Genomic DNA, 23,141 nt, shown 5'->3' on the forward strand with positions numbered 1-23,141 from the left:
CTCCTCTTCGTGCGTTTTCGGGGGTGGTACTACTGGTCCGCGTTCGCGGGGTGGTCGGCGGACCCCGCGCCGGCGTCCCGGTGCAGGGAGACGTGGGGGGACTCGTCGGGCGTTGGCGGGCTGTTGATCCACAGCACCGACGCTTCCGCGTCTGACTCGTTGAGCACACGGTGCGGGGTCGAGCTGAGGAACTCGATCGAGTCGTCGGTGCGCATAATGTAGCGCTCGGCGCCGAGCTCCAGCACGACCTCACCGGCGGTCACGAGGAACAGCTCCTGCGAATTTCCGTGCACATAGGGCTCTGGACCCGTGGTGCCGCCGGGCTGGAAGCGGCCGGCATAGACCTCGAGGTTCCGCAGCGGCGGGATCGAGACGATGAACTTCTCGGCGCCCTCGAGCGGGATGAGCGTCCGATCCGCGGCGCGCAGCACGCCGCGCGTGTGCGCCGAGGAGTCGTCGAGGAGCTGGGCGGGTGAGACGCCGAGGGCGACCGCGATCTTGCGAAGCGAGGCGATGCTCGCGTTCGTGCGCCCGTTCTCGAGCTGGCTGAGGAAGCTGGAGCTCACCCCCGCCGCCGCCGCGACCGCGCGGAGGCTCATGCCGCGGAGCTCGCGGAACGCGGCGATCCGTTCTCCGAGCTCGCGCTCGGCTGCCGCGAGATCCTCAGCGGTCATGCTGTCTCCTTTGAACCGCACTGTTCCCGGCCCAGGTGAACACTCACCGAGCCTTCACTGAACACATCGTTCAGTGGGACTAGTCTCACCGTACAGCCGGGCGTCCCGCGCGGCAAGGGGGTTTCAAGAAATTCGCGCGGGCGTATCATTGCAGGGTCCCGCCACAAGCGGACACGCCCGATGTCGCGCACCCCTGCCAGACGCCGGCACGGCTGCGCCTTTCCGAATCGCACTTCGAAAGCTTCCCAATAGTGTCAGCCACCACCACCAACGAACGCACCACCCAGCCCCGGAACTCCCCGGCACGCGTCGTGCTCGCGAGCCTCATCGGCACGACGATCGAGTTCTACGACTTCTACGTCTACGCCACCGCGGCCGTGCTCGTCTTCCCGCACCTCTTCTTCCCGTCCGACAACGAGACGACCGCGCTGCTCGCCTCGTTCGCCACCTTCGGCGCCGCGATGCTCGCCCGCCCGATCGGCGCGATCTTCTTCGGCCACCTCGGCGATCGCCTCGGCCGAAAGACCACCCTCGTGGCGTCCCTGCTCACGATGGGAATCGCGACGTTCCTGATCGGCCTGCTGCCGACGCACGCCATGGTCGGAGCGTGGGCGGCCGTCCTGCTGCTGCTCATGCGCCTCACGCAGGGCTTCGCGATCGGCGGCGAATGGTCGGGCGCGGCGCTGGTCGCGACCGAGAACGCCCCCGCCGGCAAGCGCGCCTGGTACGGCACCTTCCCGCAGCTCGGTGCACCGCTCGGCTTCATCATCGCGAACATGTTGTTCTACGTGATCAACGTGGTGCTCGCCGAGCCCGGCGCCCCCTCGGGGCAGCCGTCGGCGGCGTTCCTCGACTGGGGCTGGCGGATCCCGTTCCTGTTCTCCGCGGTCATGGTGATCGTGGGCCTCTGGGTGCGCCTCAAGCTCGTCGAGTCGAGCGCGTTCGAGCAGACGAAGCAGTCGGGCGGCGTCAAGCGCATGCCCCTCGCCGAGGCGTTCCGTCACCACTGGCGCGGCCTGATCCTCGGGACCTTCGCGATGCTCGCGACGTACGTGCTGTTCTACCTGATGACCTCGTACACGCTGACCTACGGCACCCGGCCGACCGACGCCCCCGTGCCCGGGGCTGGCTACAGCTACAACAACTTCATCCTGATGCTCGTGTTCGGCGTCGTGTTCTTCGGCATCTTCACGCTGGTCTCTGGCCCGCTCGCGGATCGCTTCGGACGCCGCCGCACCCTGCTCATCGTGACCGCGGCGATCGCCGTGTTCGGATTCCTGTTCGTGCCGCTCCTCGGCGGTGGCAGCACGCCGCTCGTGATGTTCTTCCTCGCGCTCGGTTTCACCCTGATGGGCCTCACCTTCGGCCCCATGGGCGCGTTCCTCCCCGAGATGTTCCCCACGAACGTCCGGTACACGGGATCGGCTGTCGCCTACAACGTGTCGTCGATCCTCGGTGCCGCGCTCGCCCCGATCATCGCGGTCTGGCTGTGGGGCCTCGCGGATGGCAGCCCGGTGTTTGTGGGGCTCTATCTGACCGGCGCGGCGCTCCTCACCTTCGTGTCGCTGCTCCTCACCCAGGAGACCAAGAACGTCGATATCGAGGCCTGATCGGGGCTTCGCCGGGCCGCGGGCCGCGCGGCCGCCCGCGGCCCGCGGCCCGCGCCGGCGGGCCCGCCCGCACCAGGTGAGCACTTCAATAAGCGTAGGGCGTTATGTTAGTCCCATTTCGCGAATTAGGGAGTATATAACGCACATCGCTTAGTTATTGCACCGGGCCCGGCGACCTCGGCCGCACGGCCGCGGGGCGGCAGGGCCGCAGGGCGGCACGGCCACAGGGCGGCACGGCGGCACGGCCGCACGGCGGCACGGCCGCAAGCCCGCACCGCCGCGACCCCGCGCGGCGCGCTACGTCGCCGACTCGCCCGCCTCGCCCGTGTCGATCAGCAGCACGCCGGACCGGATGTTCCAGATCATGGTCGCGTCGTCGCCGATGTCGAAGGCGTGCGCCTCGTTATTGAGGCGCACGGTTCCCTCGTTGCCGTCGGGCAGCGTCACCGTGTACCGGCGGGTCGCCCCGAGGTACGTGACGTCCGTCACCTTCACAGGGATCGCGTTATCGCCCGGGCCGCCCTCCGCTCCCAGCGGCTGGAGCCGCAGGTTCTCGGGCCGGATCAGGATCGCGAGGTCCTCGTGCACCGACTGCCCGTCGGCGAGCACGCGATGGCCTGCGACGTCGATCGCGGTCCGGGTGTCCCCGTCCGCCACGCCCTTCCCGAGCAGCACCGTCGACTCCCCGAGGAAGCGGCCGACGAACAGGGTCTCCGGCGCCTCGTAGAGGTCCTCGGCGGTGCCGACCTGCTCGATCTTGCCGTTGTTGAAGACCGCGATGCGGTCCGACATCGACAGCGCTTCCTCCTGGTCGTGCGTCACGTAGACGAACGTCGAGCCGACCTCGCGGTGGATCCGCTTGATCTCCGACTGCAGCCACTCGCGCAGCTTCTTGTCGAGGGCGCCAAGCGGCTCGTCCATGAGGAGCACGCGCGGGTTGTAAACGAGCGCGCGGGCGAGCGCGACGCGCTGCTGCTGGCCGCCCGAGAGTTCCGACGGGTAGCGATCCCCGAACTCGCCCATGCGAACCATGCCGAGCGCGTCGGCGACCATCTTCTGCTGCTCCGCCTTACCGATCTTGCGGCGCTGCAGCGGGTAGGCGATGTTCTCGGCCACGGTCTTGTGCGGGAACAGGGCGTAGTTCTGGAACACCATGCCGATGTCGCGCTTGTGCGGCGGGAGCTTCGCGACCGGCTTGCCGTAGATGTGGAGCAGCCCCTCCGTGACGGAGGTGAAGCCCGCGATCATGTTCAGCGTGGTGGTCTTGCCCGAGCCGGACGGCCCGAGGAAGGTCATGAACTCGCCGGGCTCGATCACCAGGTCGATCTCGTCGACCACGGCCTTCGGTCCGTAGCGCTTCGTCACCGAGACCAGGCTGATGCCGGCCTCGTTGATCTCGGAGATCGCGGTGGTGTTGAGTCCTTCCCCGCGCAGTTCCTGCTCGTGCCCCTCGGGCACCGGGATGTCGTTGTGAGAAATCGCGTTCACGCTGCGACTCGCTTCCTTTTTCTCGAGGCGAACTGTGCCGTGAGCATGACGACCACGGAGGTTACCATCGTGATGACCGCGACCGCGGCTACGGTCGGGTCGTTGGTCTGGGTGACGCTGTTGAAGATCTTCACCGGCAGCGTTTGCAGCGATGGCGATTGGATGAACAGCGACAGGATGACCTCGTCGAACGAGGTCACGAACGCGAACAGTGCGCCCGCCGTCACGCCTGGGGCGATGAGCGGGAGCGTGATCGAGAAGAACGTCCGCAGCTTACCGGCTCCGAGCGAGGCCGAGGCCTGCTCGAGTCGCGGATCGAGGCCCTGCAGCGACGCCATCACGTTCGTGATCACGAGCGGCAGCGACACGATCGTGTGCGCGAGGACGAATCCGGGCAGCGTGCCGAGCAGGTTCATCCGCAGGAACAGCGAGTAGAGGCCGACCGCGAGGACGATCCCCGGAACGATGAGCGGAAGCAGGAAGTACCCCTCCAGCAGCCCTTTGCCACGGAACTTCACCTTCGACAGTCCGAGCGCCGCCAGCACGCCGACGGCGGTGGCGACGATCATGGTCACGACGGCCACCTGCAGCGAGTTGAACAGCGCCTTCAGCCACGTCGCGTCGGTGAAGAAGTTCTCGTACCAGCGCGTCGAGAATCCCTTGGGCGGGAAGTTGAACGACGACGCCTCGTTGAACGACATCGGCACGATCACGAGCGTGGGCAGCACGAGCCAGATGACGATGATCACGGCGAAGACGCCGAGCAGTCTTTTGAGCGTCATTTCTCCACCCCCGGGAACAGGCTGCCGCCCTTATTGATGCGCGACACGAGGACGAGGATCAATATGGTGCAGACGAGCAGGAACACTCCGAGCGCGGTGCCGTGCCCCCACATCAGGAAGACGCTGATCTGCTGTTGGATCAGGGCGGAGACCATGATCTCCTTCGACGATCCCAGCAGCGCGGGGATGATGTAGAAGCCCAGACCCAGGATGAACACCGTCACACCGCCGGAGAAGATCCCGGGCTTCGACAGCGGCAGGTACACCGTGAAGAATGCCGTGACGGGGTTCGCGCCCAGGTTCGACGCCGCGGGAAGCAGCCGCTTGTCGATCTTCGCCATCGCCGAGTACAGCGGCAGCACCATGAACGGCAGCAGCACCTGGCTCATGCCGAGCGCCACGCCGAAGGTGGTGCGGATGAGCGGCACGGGGCCGATCCCGAACCACGCCTCGAGCAGGCCGTTGATGGGGCCGGTGTCCTGCAGCAGCACCATCCAGGCGAGCGTGCGCACGAGGATCGAGGTCCACAGCGGCAGCATGACGAACAGCTGCATGATGTTCCGCGTGCGATCCGACACGATCGTCATGAGGTAGGCGTAGGGGTACGCGAGCAGGAGGCACACGATGGTCACGATCAGGGCCGTGCCGAAGGTGCGCAGCACGACCGCGAGGTTCGCCTCGGTCGTGAACAGCCAGACGTAGTTCTGCGTGCCGGGCTGCGGGTCCGTCACCGAGCGGATGAAGACGTCGATGAGTGGCGCAAGGAAGAACAGCGAGATGATAACGAACGCCGGAACCAACAGCAGAAGCGGGCGCCAATTCTTCGGCCCCCGCTTCGGCTGGGTTCCGCCGTCCGCACCGGGGGCCACGAGGCCCCCGGTGACGGTCGACTCGGTCATGGCGATCCTTAGTTACCGGTCGCCCAGCCGGCCCATGCGGCGGCGAGCGCGTCGTAGTTCTTGACCCAGAAGTCGACGTTGGGGGCGATGCCCGTGTCGAGGTGCTCGGTGGTCATGAACTCCTTGAGCGTGTCGTCCAGCTTGGGCTTCGAATCGGTGTTGACCCCGCCGTAGGAGGTGAGCTCCGTCATCTTGGCCTGCTGATCGGCGCCGATGGAGTAGTTGATCGCGGCCATCGCGGCCTGCTTGTCCTTCACTCCCTTTGGAACGCCGTTGGAGTCGACCATGATCATCCACTGGTCCCACATGGGGGCGACGGGAGCGCCCGCGGCCGCTGCGCCGTAGCCGCGGCCCGACCACACGAGACCCATGACGGCCTCGCCCGATTCGAGCTGCTGCTGGGCCTGCGCGCCGGTGGTCCAGCCGATGACGTTGTTGCCGAGCTTCTTGTACATGTCGAAGGCGCCGGGAATGTCCTCGGGCTTCAGGTCCTTCACGTCCTTGCCCTGCGCGGTGAGCGCGAACTCGACGGTCTGCGGGTCGACGTAGGTGGACTGGCTGACCGTGCGCTTGCCGGGGAACTTCTTCGTGTCGAAGAAGTCGGCGGCGCTCTTCGGAGGGTTGTCGCCGAACTTGTCCGTGTTGTAGACCACGACGAGGCCGTACATGATCTGCGGCACCATGCACTTGTCGGTGATGGTGCCCTCGGGGACCTTCGACGTGTCGATCTGCGACATGTCGATCTCCTCGTAGAGGGTGCCGCAGCCGCGGGCGGTGTCGAACTGGGTCGTGTTGACGATGTCCCAGCTGACGTTGCCGCTGTCGACCATGGCCTTGAGCTTGCCGGCGTCGAAGGCGTCCTGGTTGAAGGTCGCGCCGGACTCCTTGGCGAACGGGTCCCAGAGCGCCTTCTGCTGGCCCTCCTGGAAGATGCCGCCGGATCCGGCGAAGGTGAGGGTGACGCCCTTGAGCGCGTCCTTCTTCACTTCGCCGGCGACGGGCTTGCCCAGATCGCGCTCGGGGGCTGGCTCGCTCGAACCGCCGCCGCCGCTGCAACCGATCAGGGTCAGGGCGAGCGCCGCGGTTCCCGCGACTACCGCCAGGCCTCTGCGGGCCTTGGAGTTCTTCATCATCGGTGGATACTCCCTCACATCAGCGTGATTTCATGCCCGCGATCCTCCGGTGCGTCTCCCTGCGGAGGCGTCCCGTGCGGCATCGTTGCCTCGTGCCGCGGGTCGATCCTGAAGCTACCAGCGCTGATCAGGCAATCTGGGGCCGCGTTATGGAGTCGTTACCGCACGGATCGAAGCTTCGTATGTTCCGTCGAGCGGGAGTGTCTACGCTGTACAAACGTATGAACGCGTGGCGAAGGTCCTGATCACAACCCTACGATAAGTGCTTGGGCGGTCCAGTATGACCGACGCGGAGCAGCAAAGGAGCACTCGTGAGGATCATCGTAGTCGGGGCAGGTCTTTCCGGTTTGACCGCGGCGTGGGAGTTCACCAAGGCGGGCCACGATGCGACCGTGCTGGAGGCCCGCAACCGCGTGGGCGGGCGCACCTGGTCGCAGCGGCTCGACAACGGCGTGTGGACCGAACGCGGCGGCGAATACGTGTTCCCGACGGAGTTTCCGATTCGCAAGCTCGCCGCGGAGGTCGGCGTTCCGCTCATGTCGCACAACGTGCGTTACGGGCGCCGCACCGTCAACGGCCGCGTGATCTCCTTCGCCGAGCTCGGCGAGACGAGCCGGAAGGTCACGGGGACGCTCGCCCAGATGATCGCCGACGGTGAGACCGGCGTCTCCCTCGAGCGGGCCTTCGAGGCGGCGCTCGGCGAGGGCTATCGCCTCGATCCCGTCTACCGTCGCACCACCACCTCAGCGGCGGCGGATCCGAGCCGCGTGAGCGCGGAGGCGGTGCTGCTGCACGAGTCCTCGACGGCCGGGGGCTACGTCGAGGACGGCGCCCGTTTCGTGGAGGGCAACCAGTCGCTCTCGCTGCGGCTCGCGGAGCTGCTCGGCGACCGGATCCGGCTCGAGCACCCCGTGAAGCGCGTCGAGCAGTCCGACTCCGGCGTGGTCGTCGAGCTGCAGGACGGCACCCGGATCGACGGCGACTTCGCTGTGGTATCGGTGCCGCTCCCGATCCTCCACGAGATCGAGCTCGGCTTCGCGCTCCCCGAACGACAGCAGCGCGCGCTCGACAACCGCTTCATGGGGGTCGCGGCGAAGCTCGGCGTCCCGTTCTCCCGCGTCGACGCCGACACCGCGCTGCAGAATCCCGATCACACCTGGTGGTCGTGGCGATCCCTGTCGATCGATGGCGAGAACCGGATCGACGCGCTCTCGAGCTTCGCTGGCGGACCGTTCGCCCTGGACGCGCTCGGCGTGGCGAACGGCCCGGACGGTTGGGTGTCCGCGCTCAAGGAGATGCGCCCCGAACTGGAAATCGCGGGAGACGTGCTGCTCACGACCTGGGAGGACGATCCGTGGGCTCGCGGCTCGTACAGCGCGCCCGGTCTCGGCTGGACCGCCGATGACGCCGACGCGTTCACCGAGCCGGCGGGCCGCGTCGCGATCGCCGGCGAGCACACGGGCCTCGCCCAGTCGCTGTCCGGCGCCGTTGACTCCGGTTATCGCGCTGTGCTGGCGCTGTCCCGGCGGTTCGGGGACACGCTCTGACTCGGGTGTCCGGCACGACCGGGGGGACGAGCGGGACCGGGCAGCCGGGAGGTTCCGGCGCGGCCGGGGCGACCGGCCTGACTGTCCGGAGTTTTCTCGCGATCCCCGAGGTGACCACGCGTTCGCTCACCCCTGGGGTGGGCGAGGAACGGCCGATCACGTGGGCTCACGTCTCCGAGCTCGAGGATCCCGGCCGGTGGCTCGGCCACGGGGCACTCGTCATGACAACGGGGTTGCCGATCCCCGCGGACGCCGCGGGGCAGATCGCCTACTTCGATGGCATGTATCGGGCCGGGATCGCGGCCGTCGCGATCGGGGCGCGCATGTCCGCGCCCCCGCTCACCGCTGAGGCCCTCGCGCACGCGACGGAGCTCGGGTTCCCCGTGCTCGAGACCGCCTACGAGACCCCGTTCATCCTGCTCGCGACCGCCGTGGCCGAGGCGTCCGAGCGCGCGCGGGCGCATCGAATCCGGCTCACGGAGCAGATGTACGCCGTACTGCGCGAGCACGCCGACACGAAAACGGCCGCGCCCCTGCTCGCGGCGATCGGCGAGCTCCTGGGCGCGGAGCTCGACCTGCGACCCCACGGGGATCGGCCAGGGGCTGAGCCCGGCCGGATCGACGCGCTCGGCGGGCTCGCCTACGAGACCCCGCTGCTCACGCTCGGTTCTCCCACGCTGCGCTTCACCTTCGCGGATCCGAACGCCCCCGATCCCTCGCTCATGCAGCATGCGGCGGGGATTCTGGCGAGCGCGCTCTCCGTCCGCTCCGCGGCCCGCCGCAACGAGTGGCTGTACGGGTCGATCCTGCTCGGCAACATCCTTGACGCCTCGGTGCCGTGGGAGTTCGCGACCCGGTACCTGCAGGCGAGGGGGTTCGAGGAGCCCCTGCTCATGAGCGTCGCACCGCCAGGAGAGACCGCGGGGCATCTCGAGACCGCGCAGCTCGCGTTTGCCGACGCCGGGGTTCCGGCGCTCGCGACCGTCCGCGACGAGGAGCTCATTCTCCTCACCCCGTCGCATGACTCGGCGTCCCGCGTGCTCGATCAGCTCGCCCCGGCACTCGGCCAGATCGGGGTGAGCGCCCCGTTCGCCGGCCTCGGCAGCGCGTCGGGGGCTCACCGCCAGGCCGTGATTGCCCGCTCGCAGGCCGGGAATCGCGAGGGAGCGATCAGTCGTTTCGGCTCCTCCGCGGAGGCGTCGCTGTTTCTGCCGCGCGATCCCGAGCAGCTGCGGGCGATCGCCGATCAGGTGCTCGGCCCGCTCCGCGCCTACGAGCGGAGGCGCGGGACTCCGCTCGTGCAGACCCTGCGCGTGTTTCTCGAGGAGAACCGCAGTTGGGTGCGCGCTTCTGAGCGGCTCTTCATTCACCGGCAGACCCTCGTCGCGCGGATCGCCCGCGTCGAGACCGTGCTCTCGCGCGATCTCAACAGCATGGAGGACGCCGCCGAGTGCTGGCTCGCGGTGCGGGCCGCGATCCAGACGGGTGAGATCGACGACGAGGGACCGCGTACGAACGTATGACGCGGGCGCCCGACGCGCGCATTCCCGCGGCTTGCAGCGCGGGCCGCGGGCTGTTTAGCCTGGTCAGACTGAGGCCTCGCAGTGGCGCGTGGCCCGCGAGAGGAGCATCATGGCGGATATCCAGACGGCTGCTGGCGGCGCGAGCGAGGGGTCGGGCGCATTCGCGGGGGCCGGCGCGGGTGCCGGCGCGAGCGACGGGTCCGGATCGGACGTCGACGTCGACGTCGTCGTGATCGGGGCGGGGTTCGCGGGCCTCGTGGCCGCGCGCGAACTCGGCCGCGCGGGGAAGCGCGTGCTCGTTCTCGAGGCGCGTGACCGCGTCGGCGGGCGCACCTGGACCGACCATCGCCTCGGGCACGATCTCGAGCTCGGCGGCACCTGGGTGCACTGGGTGCAGCCGCACACCTGGGCGGAGATGACCCGCTACGGGCGCGACATCGTGCGCAGCCCGATGGCCGAGGAGGCGTACTGGCTCGGTGCCGGCGGCGAGCGCCGCACGGGGTCTCTCGACGACTTCATGGCCGTGATCGACGAGGGCCAGGCGCGCCTGCTCGAGCGGGTGAACGAGGCGATGCCGCGCGGCGTGGATCCGCTGACGGGGGCGATCCAGGAGCTCGACGGGCAGTCGATCCAGGATCGCTTCGAGGAGCTCGGGCTCGACGATGAGGCGCGCGCCGCGAACGAGTCGGTCTGGGTGGGCCACGTGAACGCGCCGCTCGATAAGGTGGGCATGTCGAGCGCGTACCGCTGGGCGGCCGCGACGGGCGGGCACTGGGAGCTCATGCACGAGGCGTCGGCGACGTATCGCGTGGTGGGCGGCATGTCGGACTGGACTGCCGCGATCGCCCGCGATGTCCCCGGCGAGATCCGCTTCGGCACGACGGTCGCGGCGGTCACGGACGATGGCGACTCAGTCACCGTCGAAACCGCCGATGGCGAACGCATCCGCGCCGGCCGGGTGGTCTCGACGTTGCCGATCAACGCGATCACCGGCGTGCGTTTCTCACCGGAGCTGCCCGAGGTGTGGCGGCGCGCTGCGGCGGAGACGGTCGCCTCGCAGGGGACGAAAGTGTGGATCAAGGTTCGGGGCGAGATCCCCCGCTTCTTCGCCTACGGCACCCAGGATCATCCGCTGTCCGTCCTCAAGAGCGAGTATCCGGGTGTCGACGACGACGGCTCGGCGCACACGATCCTCGTCGGCTTCGGTCCGGATCATACGCGGATCGACGTCACCGATGTCGGCGCTGTGCAGGCGGCCGTCGATGCCGTTCGCCCGGGCCTCGAGGTCGTCGAGGTCACGGCGCACGACTGGATGACGGACCCGCTGTCGCGCAACACGTGGATGACCCATCGGCCCGGCCAGCTCACCAGGGATCTGCGCGAGCTGCAGCAGACCTCGGGCCGCGTCCACTTCGCGACGACCGATAACGCCGATCTCTGGGGCGGCTTCATCGACGGCGCGATCGAGAGCGGACTGCGCGAGGCGCGACGGATCATCGACGCGGACGCGGGGGTCGGGGCACCGGCGCAGGCGCAGCAGCGAAGCGGTGTCGCCGCGGAATAGCGGGTTCCGGGGCGTCGGGGCCGCGCCCTGCGCCCCGCTCCCCCGCGGCGCGCGCCCGCTCCGCTCTCCCGTCTCGCTCTCCCGCCGCGCTCCCCGGCGCGTGATCGCCCGAGACACGGGGCATTTGACCCAACCTCGAATTTACTCGTGAACACGCGCCCGACCAGGCGGAAACCCCCGCGGCTCCACGGCAACCACGCCGGTTCAGGGGTCGCGCGAGTGGTAACTTGAAGCCACGCGCTCTCCGCAGGAAGGGGTACCCCGCAATGGTCGGACCGGATAGCAAGGCGGCCGCGGCCGCCGTGGCGGCCCGCGTGGCCGAGGCCGAGGCCTGGGCGGACGCCGATCCCGATCCGATCACGCGCGCCGAGGCCCGCAACCTGGTCGCCCGCGCACGGTCCGGCACCGCCGAAGCGATCGCCGAGCTGGAGGACGCGTTCGGATCCCGACTCGCGTTCGGAACCGCCGGCCTGCGCGGCGAACTCGGGGCCGGCCCGCGCCGCATGAACCGCGTCGTGGTCTCGCAGACGAGCGCCGGGTTCGCCGCGTTCCTCCTGGAGCGGGCCGCGCGCGGCGAGACCTCGAACCCGCCGAGCATCGTCATCGGCTACGACGGGCGCGTCAACTCCGACGTCTTCGCTCGCGACGCGGCCGAGATCATGGCGGGCGCTGGCGTGCAGGTGCACCTCCTGCCCGAGCCGGGTCCGACCCCGCTCACGGCCTTCGCGGTGCGCCACCTCGGCGTCTCAGCCGGGGTCATGGTGACGGCCAGCCACAATCCGCCCCGGGACAACGGGTACAAGGTCTATCTCGGCGATGCCGATGCGGGATCCCAGATCATCCCGCCGATCGATGGAATGATCGCCGAGCGGATCGAGGCCGCAGCCCGAGGCCCCGTTGGCGAGCTCCCGCGCTCGACGCACTATGTCGTGCTCGGGAATGCCGTTGCGGACGCCTACGTCGCGGAGACCGCTGCGGCCGTCGTGGCCGGACTCCCCGTCGATGCCGAGCGCCCCGACGTGGTGCTCGGCAGGGACACCGAGCTCAAGATCGCCTACACGGCCATGCACGGCGTCGGCGCCGATATCGCCCGCCGCGTCTTCGCCTCATGCGGGCTGCCGTCGGTCACCGCGGTCGCCGCGCAGGATCGACCGGACGGGGCGTTCCCCACGGTCGATTTCCCGAACCCGGAGGAGCCAGGAGCGCTCGATCTCGCCGAGCGCACCGCCGCCGAGATCGGCGCCGACCTCATCGTCGCTCACGATCCCGACGCGGATCGCCTCGCGATCGCGATCCCGCGGACCGATGGCGGTGGCGGCTACCGTCGGCTCACGGGGAACGAGCTCGGCCTGCTCCTCGGCTGGCGCGCCGCCGAGCGTGCGCGCGTGCGGGCCTCCTGCTCGGGTGAGCGGCTCACGGGAGCGCTGGCCTGCACCATCGTGTCCTCCCCCGCGCTGCGCGCCGTCGCCGACGACTACGGCCTCGACTACTCCGAGACCCTGTCGGGCTTCAAGTGGGTGTCTCGGGTCCCCGGTCTGCTGTTCGGCTTCGAGGAGGCGCTCGGCTATCTCACCCACCCGGAGATCGTGCGCGACAAGGACGGCATCTCCGCCTCCGCTGACGCCATTGCGATGGTCCGTGAGCTCCGGGCCGCGGGCCGCAGTGTGCAGGATCTCCTCGACGACGCGAGCGAGCGCTTCGGTCACTTCTCGAGCAGCCAGGTGACCGTTCGGCTCGACTCGATGCCGGCAGCCTCCGCCCTCGCCGCGGCGATTCGTGCCGATCCGCCCGCCGATTTCGGTGGAGTCGCCGTCGCGTCAGCGCGTGACCTGCTCGATCCGGGCGCCGCGGCCGTCGCCGCCGACGTGCTCCGCTACGACCTCGCGGACGGCTCACGCGTGATGATCCGCCCGAGCGGCACCGAGCCCAAGCTGAAGGTGTACCTCGACACGTTCTCCGCCGAAGGCACCGCCGCCGAGCGCCGCGCCGCCGCAGAGTCGGCTCTCGGTGCGCTCGAGGCGGCCGTGCGCGCGCGGCTCGACGCGTACCAGGGCGCGTAGGGCAGCGGGCCCGGGCGGAACGGAGTCTGGCGCGTGGAACCCCAACGTGACGAAGGGCTGGAGGATTCGGGTCGGGATCCGGACCTCGGATCCAGATCGGTATCCGGCTCGGCATCGGGATCGAGATCCGGATCGGGCTCGGGATCGAGATCCGGATCGGGCTCGGGATCCGGACGCGGTCCGGAGCTCCCGTCGGGCGTGATCTCGTGGACGCCGGAGCTCGCCGCCGCGCAATTGCGGGCGCCCGGCCCCTCCGACGACAAGTACCGGCGGGGCGTACTCTCGCTGCGCACCGGTTCCTCCGCGTACCCCGGCGCCGCGGTGCTCGGCGTCGAGGCCGCCTGGCGCACGGGCGTCGGACTGCTTCGGTACGAGCCGCCGATCGACGACCTCCCACCCCGCTTCGAGCTGCTCTCCCCCGCGGCCGCCGTGCTCGCCGCACGGCCCGAGACGGTGTTCGGCGTGGATCCCGCGGGACGCACCGACGCCTGGCTCATCGGTTCTGGCACGGATCCCGCGCGCTCCTCCGCGGCCGAGGCGGCCGCGCTGCGCGAGGTGCTCACGGGCGCCGCGCCGGTTGTGGTTGACGCGGGCGCGCTGCGGCTCGCGGTCGAGATTCGCGGCTTCGCGATCGGGCGGGCGGCATCGGCGGCGGACCGCTCGCTGTTCCGGCGAGGTGATGCGCGTCGCGGATCGGCCACCACGGCCGGCGCCGGACCGTTCGGCCCACCCCTGATACTGACCCCCCACGCAGGCGAGTTCGCGACGCTGTGGTCAGACCTCGACTTGGGTCCACTGCCCGGAGATGCGACGGCCCCCGTCCCTGCGACGCATGCCGATCGCCCCGCCGCACCGCGTGCCGATCGCCCCACCGCACCGCGCCTCACGGAACGCCTCTCCGCGCGCGCCGACGCCGCCGCGGCGCTCGCCGCCCGCGTTAGGGCGACCGTGCTGCTGAAGGGTTCCGTTACGCTCGTCGCGACCCCGGACGGCCAGGTGCTGGCCTCCGGCCCGGCGACGCCGTGGCTCGCAACGGCGGGTACCGGCGACGTGCTCGCGGGAATCCTCGGGGCGCTCGTCGCCTCACGCGCAGCCGAGATCCGCGAGGACCCCGAACTCCTCGGCCCGCTCGGCGCGACGGCGGCCCTTCTGCACGACGTAGCGGCGCGGACCGCGGCGGGTGACGACTCGGTGGTTGCTGGGCACACGCCCTCCTCCCACGCCCTGGCCGAATCCCCAGATCCGGGGGTTGCCGCCCCGTCCGGCCGGCCGATCACCGCGCTCGACGTGGCGCACGCCCTGCCACAGGCGGTCGCTTCGCTCCTCGCGCTTGCGCCGCCGTCGCAGCCCTGATCCCCGCTGGCCTGCGATCGGAAGGTTCCCTCCCACGACCGCGCGCCTGAACGCCGGCACCCCGAGCATCGGCGCGCGTCCATCGGCGCGCATTCACCCGCGCGCGTTCACCCGCGCATTCACCGGCGCGCGTTCACCCGCGCATTCACCGGCGCGCGTCCATCCGCGCATTCACCAGCGCGCCTTCACCCAGCCCCATCGCGGCGTTCAGAAACAGAGCAATGTGCGATTCCGAAGCCCGAATTCGCGATTTTCGACTCTATATTCTGCACATCGCTCTGTTTGTGCACGCCCTGCTCGAGCGTCCCAGCTCGCAGCCCCTACGCCGTCACGCGACCCGCGACGAGGGGACGTTCCGGCGCGGCGCCCCACTCGATCGCGGTGCCGAGCGCCTCGAGCCCGCGGGCGAGCCTTCCCGCGTTGTCGCAGGACACCTCGAACAGTGCATCGCCTTCCCGCACGCGGTCTCCAGGTCGCACCAGCACCTCGACGCCGGCCGCGTGATCCACCGGGTCCCCGGGCCGGACGCGACCGGCCCCGAGACGCCAGGCACCGACTCCAACGGCTCGTGCGTCGACGCGAGCGATTTCACCGTCGCGGTCCGCGCGCACGATCTCGGTTTCACGTGCAACGGGGAGCGGGGCATCGGGATCGCCACCCTGGGCGCTGATCATGCGCCGCCAGGCGTCCATCGCCCGGCCGTCGGAAAGCGCGGGCGCCGGATCCACGTCCCCGAGTCCGGCGAGGTCGAGCATTTCGCGGGCGAGCGCGAGGGTCAGCGCGACCGTGTCGGCCGGTCCGCCGCCGGCGAGCACCTCGACCGATTCGCGCACCTCGTTGGCGTTGCCGACGGCACGGCCGAGGGGCGCATCCATGTCGGTGAGCAGCGCGACGGTCGGCAGGCCCGAGTCGGTGCCGAGGTCCACCATCGTGCGGGCGAGCTCCTGCGCGTCCGCGACCGACGGCAGGAAAGCGCCCGATCCGAACTTCACGTCGAGCACGAGCCCCCCGGCGCCCTCCGCGATCTTCTTGCTCATGATCGAGGACGCGATGAGCGGGACCGCCGCGACCGTCCCGGTGACGTCGCGCAGCGCGTACAGCTTCTTGTCGGCGGGCGCGAGCCCGGATCCAGCGGCGCAGATCACCCCGCCGATCTCGCGAAGCATTGCGGTCATCTCGTCGTTCGTGAGCTCCGCACGCCAGCCCGGGATCGACTCGAGCTTGTCGAGCGTGCCGCCGGTGTGCCCGAGCCCGCGGCCCGAGAGCTGCGGCACGGCGACGCCGAGCGACGCGAGGAGCGGCACGAGTGGCAGCGTGGTCTTGTCGCCCACTCCGCCGGTCGAGTGCTTGTCGATCGCGGGACGGCCGAGCCCGGAAAAGTCCATGCGCTCGCCGCTCGCGATGATCGCGTCGGTGAGGGCGCGGATCTCGCCCCGCTCCATTCCCTGGATCACAATCGCCATCAGGAGGGAGCTCATCTGTTCCGGGGCGACGACACCGCGGGTGAAGGCGTCGACGAGCCAGGCAATCTCGGGGTCGCTGAGCTGCCCGGCGAAGCGCTTTCGCCCGATCAGGTCGACGACATCGAAGGGTTCGACGGACCGGGCGGGTCCGCCCGTTGGCGCGGATTCAAGGGTCATGATCCCAGCGTAGGCGGTCGAACCGTGGCGCCGCAGGGAGTCGAGATGCCTCCGCGCCGCGCGGTCCGGGCGGTCTCGAGGACGCGCGGTCCAGGCGAGCTAGAAGATCTCGGTCCCGGCCGCCGGCAGACCGAGTTCGCGATCCATTCCGGTCGCGATCCAGCACGCCGTGAGCAAGAGGGTGCGGCACACGAAGTTAAACCAGAGCAGCAGGCCGACGAGGACCGCGAAGGTGGCGAGCAGCGGGTTGCTCGTGGCGCCGACCAGGAGTTCTGCTCCGAGGATCTTCAGGCCGAGCAGCACGAGCCCGCCGAGGGAGCACCCCGTGATGAGGGGCCACTTCGGCACGTTCACCTCGGCGAGGATGCGGTGCATCGCGATCAGCACGAGCACGTCGAAGACGTACATCGCCCCGTATCGGGCGAAGGTGCCGAGTCCGCCGAGGAACCAGCTGGAGGGGTCCACCCCCATCCAGTCGGCCACGCCCTGCGTGAAGTTGGAGCTCAGGACCGTGAGCGCGGCGGAGACCACGATCGCGATGCCGAATCCGAGTGCGAGGATGAGGTCGCGCAGTTTGAGGAGCAGGAAGTTGCGGTACTGCTTCACCTCGAGACCGAAGATGATCCTGATGGAGCGGCGTGTTCCGGTGAACCAGTTGAGCGCGACGCCGAGCAGCGCGATACCCGCCGCGACGCTCGTCCAGGTGAGGGCCTGGTTTCTGAGCAGCAGGCTGAGGCTGACGGCGCCCTGTTGGCCGTTGACGGCGAGGAGTCCCGGCACGGAGACGTTGATGAGGTTGACGAGCGAGTCGAGGAGTTCGGGGCGGCTGCGCAGCACGATCCCGAACAGGCCGAAGCCGACCCACAGCGCCGCGAATACCGCGAAGAGTGCCTGGTAGCTCATGCCGCCGGACAGGACGTTGCCGCCGGAGTTCACGAAGTGGGAGAAGGTGCGCCACGGGTGGGTGCGCTGCACGCGATCCCAGAATCGGGTTCCTCGCCGAACCGCGGCGGAGACGACGGACGCCCCGGACTCCTTGCCCGGGTCTGGGCTGGAGTTTCGGGGCGTCGTCGTCACTGAGCGGGTGCGCTGCTTCGGTGAAGCTGCGCGCCTCAGGAGGCCTTGCCGGTGCGGATGGCCGCCTTCACCTCGGCGATCGCCTTCGTCACCTGGATGCCACGGGGGCACGCGTCGGTGCAGTTGAAGGTGGTGCGGCAGCGCCACACGCCCTCGGTGTCGTTGAGGATGTCGAGGCGGACCTGCGCCTGGTCGTCACGCGAGTCGAAGATGAAGCGGTGCGCGTTGACGATCGCGGCGGGCCCGAAGTACTGGCCGTCGGTCCAGAACACGGGGCACGAGGTGGTGCAGGCCGCGCACAGGATGCACTTGGTGGTGTCGTCGAAGCGCTCGCGATCCTCGATGGACTGGATGCGCTCGTGGCCGGGCTCGGGTGCGCTGCTCGACTGCAGGAAGGGCTGCACCTCACGGTAGGCCGCGAAGAACGGCTCCATGTCGACGATCAGGTCCTTTTCGAGCGGGAGGCCCTTGATCGCCTCGACGTAGATCGGCTTCGAGATGTCGAGGTCCTTGATCAGCGTCTTGCAGGCGAGACGGTTGCGGCCGTTGATGCGCATCGCATCGGAGCCGCAAATGCCGTGTGCGCAGGAGCGGCGGAACGACAGGCTGCCGTCCTGGTCCCACTTGATGCGGTGGAGGGCGTCGAGGATGCGATCCGTCGGGTACATCTCGACGTCGAAGTCCTCCCAGTAGGCCTCGCGGCCCGACTCGGGCAGGTAGCGCCGGATCAGAAGGGTGACGGTGAACGGCTTGGGCGCGTCTTCGACCTGTGCCGGAGCCTCAGCGGTAACGGTGCTCATGACCTAGTACTTCCTCTCCATCGGCTGGTAGTTCGTGACGACCACAGGCTTCCAGTCCAGGCGGATGTGGTCCTCGGGGTTCGGCGAGTGCGGGTCGCCGGTGAGGTAGGCCATGGTGTGCTTCATGTAGTTTTCGTCGTCGCGCTTCGGGTAGTCGTCGCGCATGTGCCCGCCGCGGCTCTCCTTGCGGTTGCGCGCGGTGTAGGTGAGCACCTCTGCGAGGTCGAGCAGGAAGCCCAGCTCGATCGCCTCGAGGAGGTCCGTGTTGTAGCGCATTCCGCGGTCCTGGACGCCCACGTTCATGTAGCGCACGCGGAGGTCGTGGATGACGCCGAGCACCTCGGTGAGGGACTCTTCGGTGCGGAACACCTGGGCGCCGCGGTCCATGGCCTCCTGCAGTTCGCGGCGGAGGTCCGCGACGCGCTCGGTGCCGTTGCCGTTGCGGAAGCCGGCGACCATCTCGCGGACGGCGGCTGCCGGATCGGCGGGGAGGGGAACGAACTCGGCGGTGTTCGCGTAGTCGGCCGCGTTGTTGCCGGAGCGCTTGCCGAACACGTTGATGTCGAGCAGCGAGTTCGTGCCGAGGCGGTTCGAGCCGTGTACGGAGACGCAGGCGCACTCGCCGGCCGCGTAGAGGCCGGGAACGACGGTCGTGTTGTCGCTCAGCACCTCGGCGTCGTTGTTCGTCGGGATGCCGCCCATCGCGTAGTGCGCGGTCGGAAAGACGGGGACGGGCTCGGTGACCGGGTCGACACCGAGGTAGGTGCGCGCGAACTCGGTGATGTCGGGGAGCTTCGTCTCGAGGACCTCGGCGCCGAGGTGGGTGCAGTCGAGGTAGACGTAGTCCTTGTGGGGACCGGCACCGCGGCCGTCGAGGACCTCCTGGACCATCGAGCGGGCGACGATGTCGCGGGGCGCGAGGTCCTTAATCGTGGGGGCGTAGCGCTCCATGAAGCGCTCGCCCGATGCGTTGCGGAGGATCGCTCCCTCGCCTCGGGCGCCCTCGGTCAGGAGGATGCCGAGGCCGGCGAGGCCGGTCGGGTGGAACTGGTAGAACTCCATGTCCTCGAGCGGGAGGCCCTTGCGCCAGACGATGCCGACGCCGTCGCCCGTGAGGGTGTGCGCGTTCGAGGTGGTCTTGAAGATCTTGCCGAAACCGCCGGTCGCGAAAACGATCGACTTGGCCTGGAAGACGTGGAGGTCGCCGGTGGCGAGCTCGTATGCGACGACGCCGGAGGGCTTCTTCACGCCGTCGACCTCGGTCATGACGAGGTCGAGCACGTAGTACTCGTTGAAGAAGTTGACGCCCAGCTTGACGCAGTTCTGGAACAGCGTCTGCAGGATCATGTGGCCGGTGCGGTCTGCCGCGTAGCAGGCGCGGCGCACCGCGGCCTTGCCGTGATCGCGCGTGTGTCCGCCGAAGCGGCGCTGGTCGATCTTGCCCTCGGGCGTGCGGTTGAAGGGGAGGCCCATGTTCTCGAGGTCGATGACCGCGTCGATGGCCTCCTTGGCGAGGATCTCAGCCGCGTCCTGGTCGACGAGGTAGTCGCCGCCCTTGACGGTGTCGAAGGTGTGCCACTCCCAATTGTCCTCCTCGACGTTCGCGAGCGCAGCGGCCATGCCGCCCTGCGCCGCGCCCGTGTGGGAGCGGGTGGGGTAGAGCTTCGTGATGACGGCGGTCTTCGCCTTGGGCGCCGCCTCGATCGCGGCGCGCATGCCGGCGCCGCCGGCGCCGATGATGACAACGTCGAACTGGTGGTAGGTGACGCCGTCCTTGACGGTCACGTCCTCGCCCTGATGGGTGTTGGTGGTCACGTGGTTCCTCTATCTTCGATGCGAAAAGTGTGAGCTGCTGGCCCGATCAGGCGTTGCAGAACGAGGCGACGAGAGCCGGATCCGCGCCGGCGGGGCACGGGTCGAGCGTGTAAATGACGAAGGTGCCGAGCAGGATCAGCAGCGCGGCCGACAGGAACAGCAGCACCTTGAAGGTCTTCGCGAGGCCAGGACGCTCGACGTAGTCGTTGACGATCGTGCGCATGCCGTTCGCGCCGTGGATCAGGGCGAGCCACAGGAGCAGCGTGTCCCAGATCTTCCAGAACGGCTGCGACAGCTTGCCGCCGACGAAGCCGAAGTCGATGGCGTGGACGCCGTCGCCGATCATGAGATTGGAGAAGAGGTGCCCGAAGACGAGGACGAGGAGCAGCACGCCGGAGACGCGCATGTAGATCCAGCCCCACTTTTCCCAGTTCGTGCCCTTGCGGGCCGGCCGGGTGCCCGGGTTTTCGATTGCCATAGCCACGTTCAATATCCCCTTTTCGCCTAGTGCCCGAAGACGTTCATGAGGTGACGCGGCAGGAAGCCCGCCATGGTCACGGCCCAGAGGACGATCACGATCCAGAACATGGCGCGCTGGTAGTGGGCGCCCTTGCTCCAGTAGTCAACGAGGATGATCCGGATGCCGTTGAAGGCGTGGAACACGATCGCTGCGACCAGGACCGCCTCGCCGAGGCCCATGACCGGTGTCTTGTAGGTGCTCATGACCGCGTTGTACGCCTCGGGGCTGACCCGGACGAGCGCGGTGTCGAGTACGTGCACGAGGAGGAAGAAGAAGATTGCGACGCCCGTGATGCGGTGAAGCACCCACGACCACATTCCCTCATTGCCGCGGTAGAGGGTGCCGCCCTGGCGTACCTTCTTCTTCACCGCGGGCGCTGCTGCTGCCGTTTGGGCTGACACGGGCTTCCTCCTTGGTCCTGCTTCGCCGAGTGTCGCTCGGCAGCTGACGTTCGCGGATTTGCCAGGCATGGGCGCACGCTGAGCAGGCCCATACTGTGAATCCGCTGCGTCCCCCATTATGACACCATTCGGGGGCCGCTCTCGTCACCCGGTTCCGCCGTGTGGAAAGACCGTCGCGGTTTTCCACAGGGCTCCCCCATTAGGGTTGGAGGCATGTCAGCGGACACCGCCCTCTCGCCTGCGCTCGAGCGCTTCACCTGCGTCATCCCCGCCGGCGGCGTCGGATCGAGGCTGTGGCCGCTCTCCCGAGCGAACGCCCCGAAGTTCCTGCTCGACCTCACAGGCTCGGGAGACTCCCTGCTCAGAACCACCTGGGATCGTCTGGCGCCGATCGCGGATCCGAAGCATCTCATGGTGGTCACGGGCATTTCGCACCGCGATTCCGTGGCGGATCAGCTCCCCGAGCTGCTCCCGGAGAACCTGATCACCGAGAGCTCCCCGAAGGATTCCTCGGCGGCGATCGGCCTCGCAGCCGCCCTGCTCGAGCTGCGCGACCCCGACGCGATCCTCGGATCCTTCGCCGCCGACCACGTGATCCGCGGCGACGTCCTGTTCCAGCGCGCCGTCACCACGGCGGTGCAGGCTGCTGATCAGGGGTACATCGCAACGATCGGGATCCACCCTTCGCACCCGGCCACAGGCTTCGGATACATCTCCTGCGGCGATGCCCGCGGCGACCTCGCGCCGTTCGACGTCTACGACGTGACCGAGTTCGTCGAGAAACCCGATGCCGAGCAGGCGCAGGCGTACCTCAACGAGGGCGGCTACCTGTGGAACGCGGGCATGTTCATCGCGCGCGCCTCGGTGCTGCTCGACCAGATGGCGCTCGCCGAACCGGCGCTCGTCCGCTCGCTGCGCGAGATCGCCGCGGCATGGGGCACGAAGCGCGGCGCCGAGGTGCGTGAGCGCCTGTGGTCGACGCTGCCGAAGATCGCGATCGACTACACGGTCGCCGAGCCAGCAGCGAAGGCCGGAAAGATGGTCTGCGTCGCCGCCCACTTCGACTGGGACGACGTGGGCGACTTCGCCTCCGTGGCAAACCTCCTCACCCGCGGCCGCGGCACCGACCTCGCCGTGCTCGGCGACGGCGCCCAGGTACTGTCGGACGCCTCGAGCGGGATCGTCGTCTCCGAGAGCGACCGACTCGTCGCGCTCGTCGGCGTCGAGGACGTCGTAGTTGTCGACACCGCCGACGTGCTCCTCGTTACGACGAAGAGCCGCGCGCAGGACGTGAAGAACCTGGTCAACCGCATGAAGGTGCAGGGCGGCGGGCACCTGCTGTAGGGTTCCTCAGCGATTCAACTCATCGCGACCTGCACACCGATCTACTTCCCGCCGCGCACGAGGAATCCGCGTCCCGCCGGGAAGTCCTCGCGTTTGGCGTGGGTGAACGGCACGGTGAACACGGTCGGCGCGTCGTTGGCGTCGGGCTGCAGCGCGAGCGCCCAGCGGGCGCCGCGGGCCGAACAAGGTCGCTGCACGTAAAAGCGAACGCGCGTTAAGTCAAGCAGGCCCGACACAACGATGGCCTTGCCAGGAAGCCTGATGGAACGCGTGTAAGGCATCGAAGTGCAAAGCGGCGGGGCATCACGCGACGCAAAGCAACGCCAGTTCGATAACGCAGTGAGCGAGAAGAATCCGGCAGAAGCAATACTGAATGGTATAGAGAATTAAGATCACATCCGTAGTTGAACAAAGAGTTAAGTGAGGTAACTCCCGTGATTATTACTGAAATCAATTCCTCGATAAGCTCGCGACTGAGTGATACTTTTCGATCTTTCCGAGATCAAATCCGCAGGAGCCTCGGTCGGCTCGACGGCGAGGAGACATTCGCCTATTCGATCTATTTCGTGCCTGATGATGCGGGTTGGCCTGATGCTCCTGGGTACGATGACGATCTCTACAATGACTTCTACTTGCAGAGCGCTGGTACTGCCGAGGCCATGGTCATTGAATTGAAGCGGAAAGACATCGACGGCGAGACCCGCCAGTACGCGGTCGGCCGCCCCGCGCCTGCTGACCAGTCCGACATGGTCGAAGTCCACTATGCGGACTCCACGCTCACCGTTCCACCGTCCGAGGTGTTCACAGCCGACGAAGCCACAGATATCTACTACCAGTACTTCCAAAACCAGACCATCCCGGAGGACCTCACTCTTCGCGAGCTGGACCTCTCCTAGGGAAGGATCAATGAC

The 23,141-nt window shown here is 68.6% G+C and carries 20 protein-coding genes; 8 read left to right on the plus strand and 12 right to left on the minus strand.

The window, feature by feature from the left end; genetic code table 11:
* Positions 1 to 29 precede the first annotated feature (29 nt).
* A complete protein-coding gene (locus JD292_RS06375) occupies positions 30 to 674 on the minus strand; it encodes a helix-turn-helix domain-containing protein (RefSeq protein WP_200131895.1) in 645 nt (214 codons plus the stop codon).
* Positions 675 to 922: 248 nt separating this feature from the next.
* On the opposite strand from JD292_RS06375, the gene JD292_RS06380 reads away from it, so the two are divergent.
* Positions 923 to 2,284 carry an MFS transporter gene (locus tag JD292_RS06380; RefSeq protein WP_200132024.1) on the plus strand — a complete coding sequence of 454 codons (1,362 nt, stop codon included), beginning with the start codon at positions 923 to 925 and terminating at the stop codon, positions 2,282 to 2,284.
* Positions 2,285 to 2,581: 297 nt separating this feature from the next.
* Here the strand turns inward: JD292_RS06380 and JD292_RS06385 are convergent, their stop codons facing one another.
* The 4 genes from JD292_RS06385 to JD292_RS06400 are packed head-to-tail and all read right to left on the minus strand — an operon-like array spanning position 2,582 to position 6,586.
* On the minus strand, positions 2,582 to 3,772 hold the full coding sequence (locus tag JD292_RS06385; RefSeq protein WP_369411172.1) for an ABC transporter ATP-binding protein: 1,191 nt from the start codon (positions 3,770 to 3,772) through the stop codon (positions 2,582 to 2,584).
* A complete protein-coding gene (locus JD292_RS06390; protein ID WP_200131896.1) occupies positions 3,769 to 4,554 on the minus strand; it encodes an ABC transporter permease in 786 nt (261 codons plus the stop codon). Before JD292_RS06390 ends, JD292_RS06385 begins: the two co-directional genes overlap by 4 nt.
* On the minus strand, positions 4,551 to 5,453 hold the full coding sequence (locus JD292_RS06395) for an ABC transporter permease (protein ID WP_200131897.1): 903 nt from the start codon (positions 5,451 to 5,453) through the stop codon (positions 4,551 to 4,553). Before JD292_RS06395 ends, JD292_RS06390 begins: the two co-directional genes overlap by 4 nt.
* A gap of 8 nt (positions 5,454 to 5,461) precedes the next feature.
* Entirely contained in the window at positions 5,462 to 6,586 is a 1,125-nt protein-coding gene (locus tag JD292_RS06400; protein WP_200131898.1) for an extracellular solute-binding protein, read from the minus strand.
* A 311-nt stretch (positions 6,587 to 6,897) separates the two neighbouring features.
* Between JD292_RS06400 and JD292_RS06405 the strand changes: the two genes are divergently transcribed.
* From JD292_RS06405 to JD292_RS06425, 5 genes are all read left to right on the plus strand, one after another.
* Positions 6,898 to 8,133: a flavin monoamine oxidase family protein gene (locus JD292_RS06405; RefSeq protein WP_200131899.1), complete on the plus strand. Its 1,236-nt coding sequence runs from the start codon at positions 6,898 to 6,900 to the stop codon at positions 8,131 to 8,133.
* Positions 8,134 to 8,138: 5 nt separating this feature from the next.
* The gene (locus tag JD292_RS06410; protein WP_200131900.1) at positions 8,139 to 9,656 is read left to right on the plus strand and encodes a helix-turn-helix domain-containing protein; all 1,518 of its coding nucleotides are present in this window, start codon (positions 8,139 to 8,141) and stop codon (positions 9,654 to 9,656) included.
* Positions 9,657 to 9,765: 109 nt separating this feature from the next.
* A complete protein-coding gene (locus JD292_RS06415) occupies positions 9,766 to 11,220 on the plus strand; it encodes a flavin monoamine oxidase family protein (protein WP_200131901.1) in 1,455 nt (484 codons plus the stop codon).
* 266 nt (positions 11,221 to 11,486) lie between these two features.
* Positions 11,487 to 13,280, plus strand: coding sequence for a phospho-sugar mutase (locus JD292_RS06420; RefSeq protein WP_200131902.1), 1,794 nt, complete (start codon positions 11,487 to 11,489; stop codon positions 13,278 to 13,280).
* 198 nt (positions 13,281 to 13,478) lie between these two features.
* Complete coding sequence (locus JD292_RS06425; RefSeq protein WP_200131903.1) at positions 13,479 to 14,633, plus strand: ADP-dependent NAD(P)H-hydrate dehydratase; 1,155 nt, start codon at positions 13,479 to 13,481, stop codon at positions 14,631 to 14,633.
* 320 nt (positions 14,634 to 14,953) lie between these two features.
* Here JD292_RS06425 and JD292_RS06430 read toward each other — a convergent pair whose 3' ends face one another.
* The 6 genes from JD292_RS06430 to sdhC form a co-directional block, all read right to left on the minus strand.
* Entirely contained in the window at positions 14,954 to 16,273 is a 1,320-nt protein-coding gene (locus tag JD292_RS06430; RefSeq protein WP_200131904.1) for a thymidine phosphorylase, read from the minus strand.
* Positions 16,274 to 16,372: 99 nt separating this feature from the next.
* Entirely contained in the window at positions 16,373 to 17,350 is a 978-nt protein-coding gene (locus JD292_RS06435; RefSeq protein WP_200131905.1) for a YihY/virulence factor BrkB family protein, read from the minus strand.
* A 35-nt stretch (positions 17,351 to 17,385) separates the two neighbouring features.
* Positions 17,386 to 18,150 (minus strand): succinate dehydrogenase iron-sulfur subunit, encoded by a 765-nt coding sequence (locus tag JD292_RS06440; protein ID WP_200131906.1) that lies wholly within the window; start codon positions 18,148 to 18,150, stop codon positions 17,386 to 17,388.
* 3 nt (positions 18,151 to 18,153) lie between these two features.
* Positions 18,154 to 19,965 carry a succinate dehydrogenase flavoprotein subunit gene (gene sdhA / locus JD292_RS06445; protein WP_200131907.1) on the minus strand — a complete coding sequence of 604 codons (1,812 nt, stop codon included), beginning with the start codon at positions 19,963 to 19,965 and terminating at the stop codon, positions 18,154 to 18,156.
* Between the two features lie 46 nt (positions 19,966 to 20,011).
* A complete protein-coding gene (locus JD292_RS06450) occupies positions 20,012 to 20,443 on the minus strand; it encodes a succinate dehydrogenase hydrophobic membrane anchor subunit (protein WP_233613756.1) in 432 nt (143 codons plus the stop codon).
* A gap of 26 nt (positions 20,444 to 20,469) precedes the next feature.
* On the minus strand, positions 20,470 to 20,886 hold the full coding sequence (gene sdhC, locus JD292_RS06455) for a succinate dehydrogenase, cytochrome b556 subunit (protein ID WP_200131909.1): 417 nt from the start codon (positions 20,884 to 20,886) through the stop codon (positions 20,470 to 20,472).
* Positions 20,887 to 21,099: 213 nt separating this feature from the next.
* Between sdhC and JD292_RS06460 the strand changes: the two genes are divergently transcribed.
* Complete coding sequence (locus tag JD292_RS06460; protein ID WP_200131910.1) at positions 21,100 to 22,230, plus strand: mannose-1-phosphate guanylyltransferase; 1,131 nt, start codon at positions 21,100 to 21,102, stop codon at positions 22,228 to 22,230.
* A gap of 41 nt (positions 22,231 to 22,271) precedes the next feature.
* Here the strand turns inward: JD292_RS06460 and JD292_RS06465 are convergent, their stop codons facing one another.
* Positions 22,272 to 22,427, minus strand: a complete 156-nt coding sequence (locus JD292_RS06465) for a hypothetical protein (protein ID WP_200131911.1) — start codon at positions 22,425 to 22,427, stop codon at positions 22,272 to 22,274.
* A 237-nt stretch (positions 22,428 to 22,664) separates the two neighbouring features.
* On the opposite strand from JD292_RS06465, the gene JD292_RS06470 reads away from it, so the two are divergent.
* Positions 22,665 to 23,126, plus strand: coding sequence for a hypothetical protein (locus JD292_RS06470; protein WP_200131912.1), 462 nt, complete (start codon positions 22,665 to 22,667; stop codon positions 23,124 to 23,126).
* The last annotated feature ends 15 nt before the right edge of the window (positions 23,127 to 23,141 follow it).

Origin of the sequence: Leucobacter edaphi (genome assembly GCF_016522535.1) — a bacterium.
Classification (GTDB): Bacteria; Actinomycetota; Actinomycetes; order Actinomycetales; family Microbacteriaceae; genus Leucobacter; species Leucobacter edaphi.

What these genes read in the sequence shown, in the direction of transcription:
- JD292_RS06375 (WP_200131895.1), bottom strand. Translation starts at nt 674, where the DNA reads ATGACCGCTGAGGATCTCGCGGCAGCCGAGCGCGAGCTCGGAGAACGG.
- JD292_RS06390 (WP_200131896.1), bottom strand. Translation starts at nt 4,554, where the DNA reads ATGACGCTCAAAAGACTGCTCGGCGTCTTCGCCGTGATCATCGTCATC.
- JD292_RS06395 (WP_200131897.1), bottom strand. Translation starts at nt 5,453, where the DNA reads ATGACCGAGTCGACCGTCACCGGGGGCCTCGTGGCCCCCGGTGCGGAC.
- JD292_RS06400 (WP_200131898.1), bottom strand. Translation starts at nt 6,586, where the DNA reads ATGATGAAGAACTCCAAGGCCCGCAGAGGCCTGGCGGTAGTCGCGGGA.
- JD292_RS06415 (WP_200131901.1), top strand. Translation starts at nt 9,766, where the DNA reads ATGGCGGATATCCAGACGGCTGCTGGCGGCGCGAGCGAGGGGTCGGGC.
- JD292_RS06420 (WP_200131902.1), top strand. Translation starts at nt 11,487, where the DNA reads ATGGTCGGACCGGATAGCAAGGCGGCCGCGGCCGCCGTGGCGGCCCGC.
- JD292_RS06430 (WP_200131904.1), bottom strand. Translation starts at nt 16,273, where the DNA reads ATGACCCTTGAATCCGCGCCAACGGGCGGACCCGCCCGGTCCGTCGAA.
- JD292_RS06440 (WP_200131906.1), bottom strand. Translation starts at nt 18,150, where the DNA reads ATGAGCACCGTTACCGCTGAGGCTCCGGCACAGGTCGAAGACGCGCCC.
- JD292_RS06450 (WP_233613756.1), bottom strand. Translation starts at nt 20,443, where the DNA reads ATGGCAATCGAAAACCCGGGCACCCGGCCGGCCCGCAAGGGCACGAAC.
- JD292_RS06460 (WP_200131910.1), top strand. Translation starts at nt 21,100, where the DNA reads ATGTCAGCGGACACCGCCCTCTCGCCTGCGCTCGAGCGCTTCACCTGC.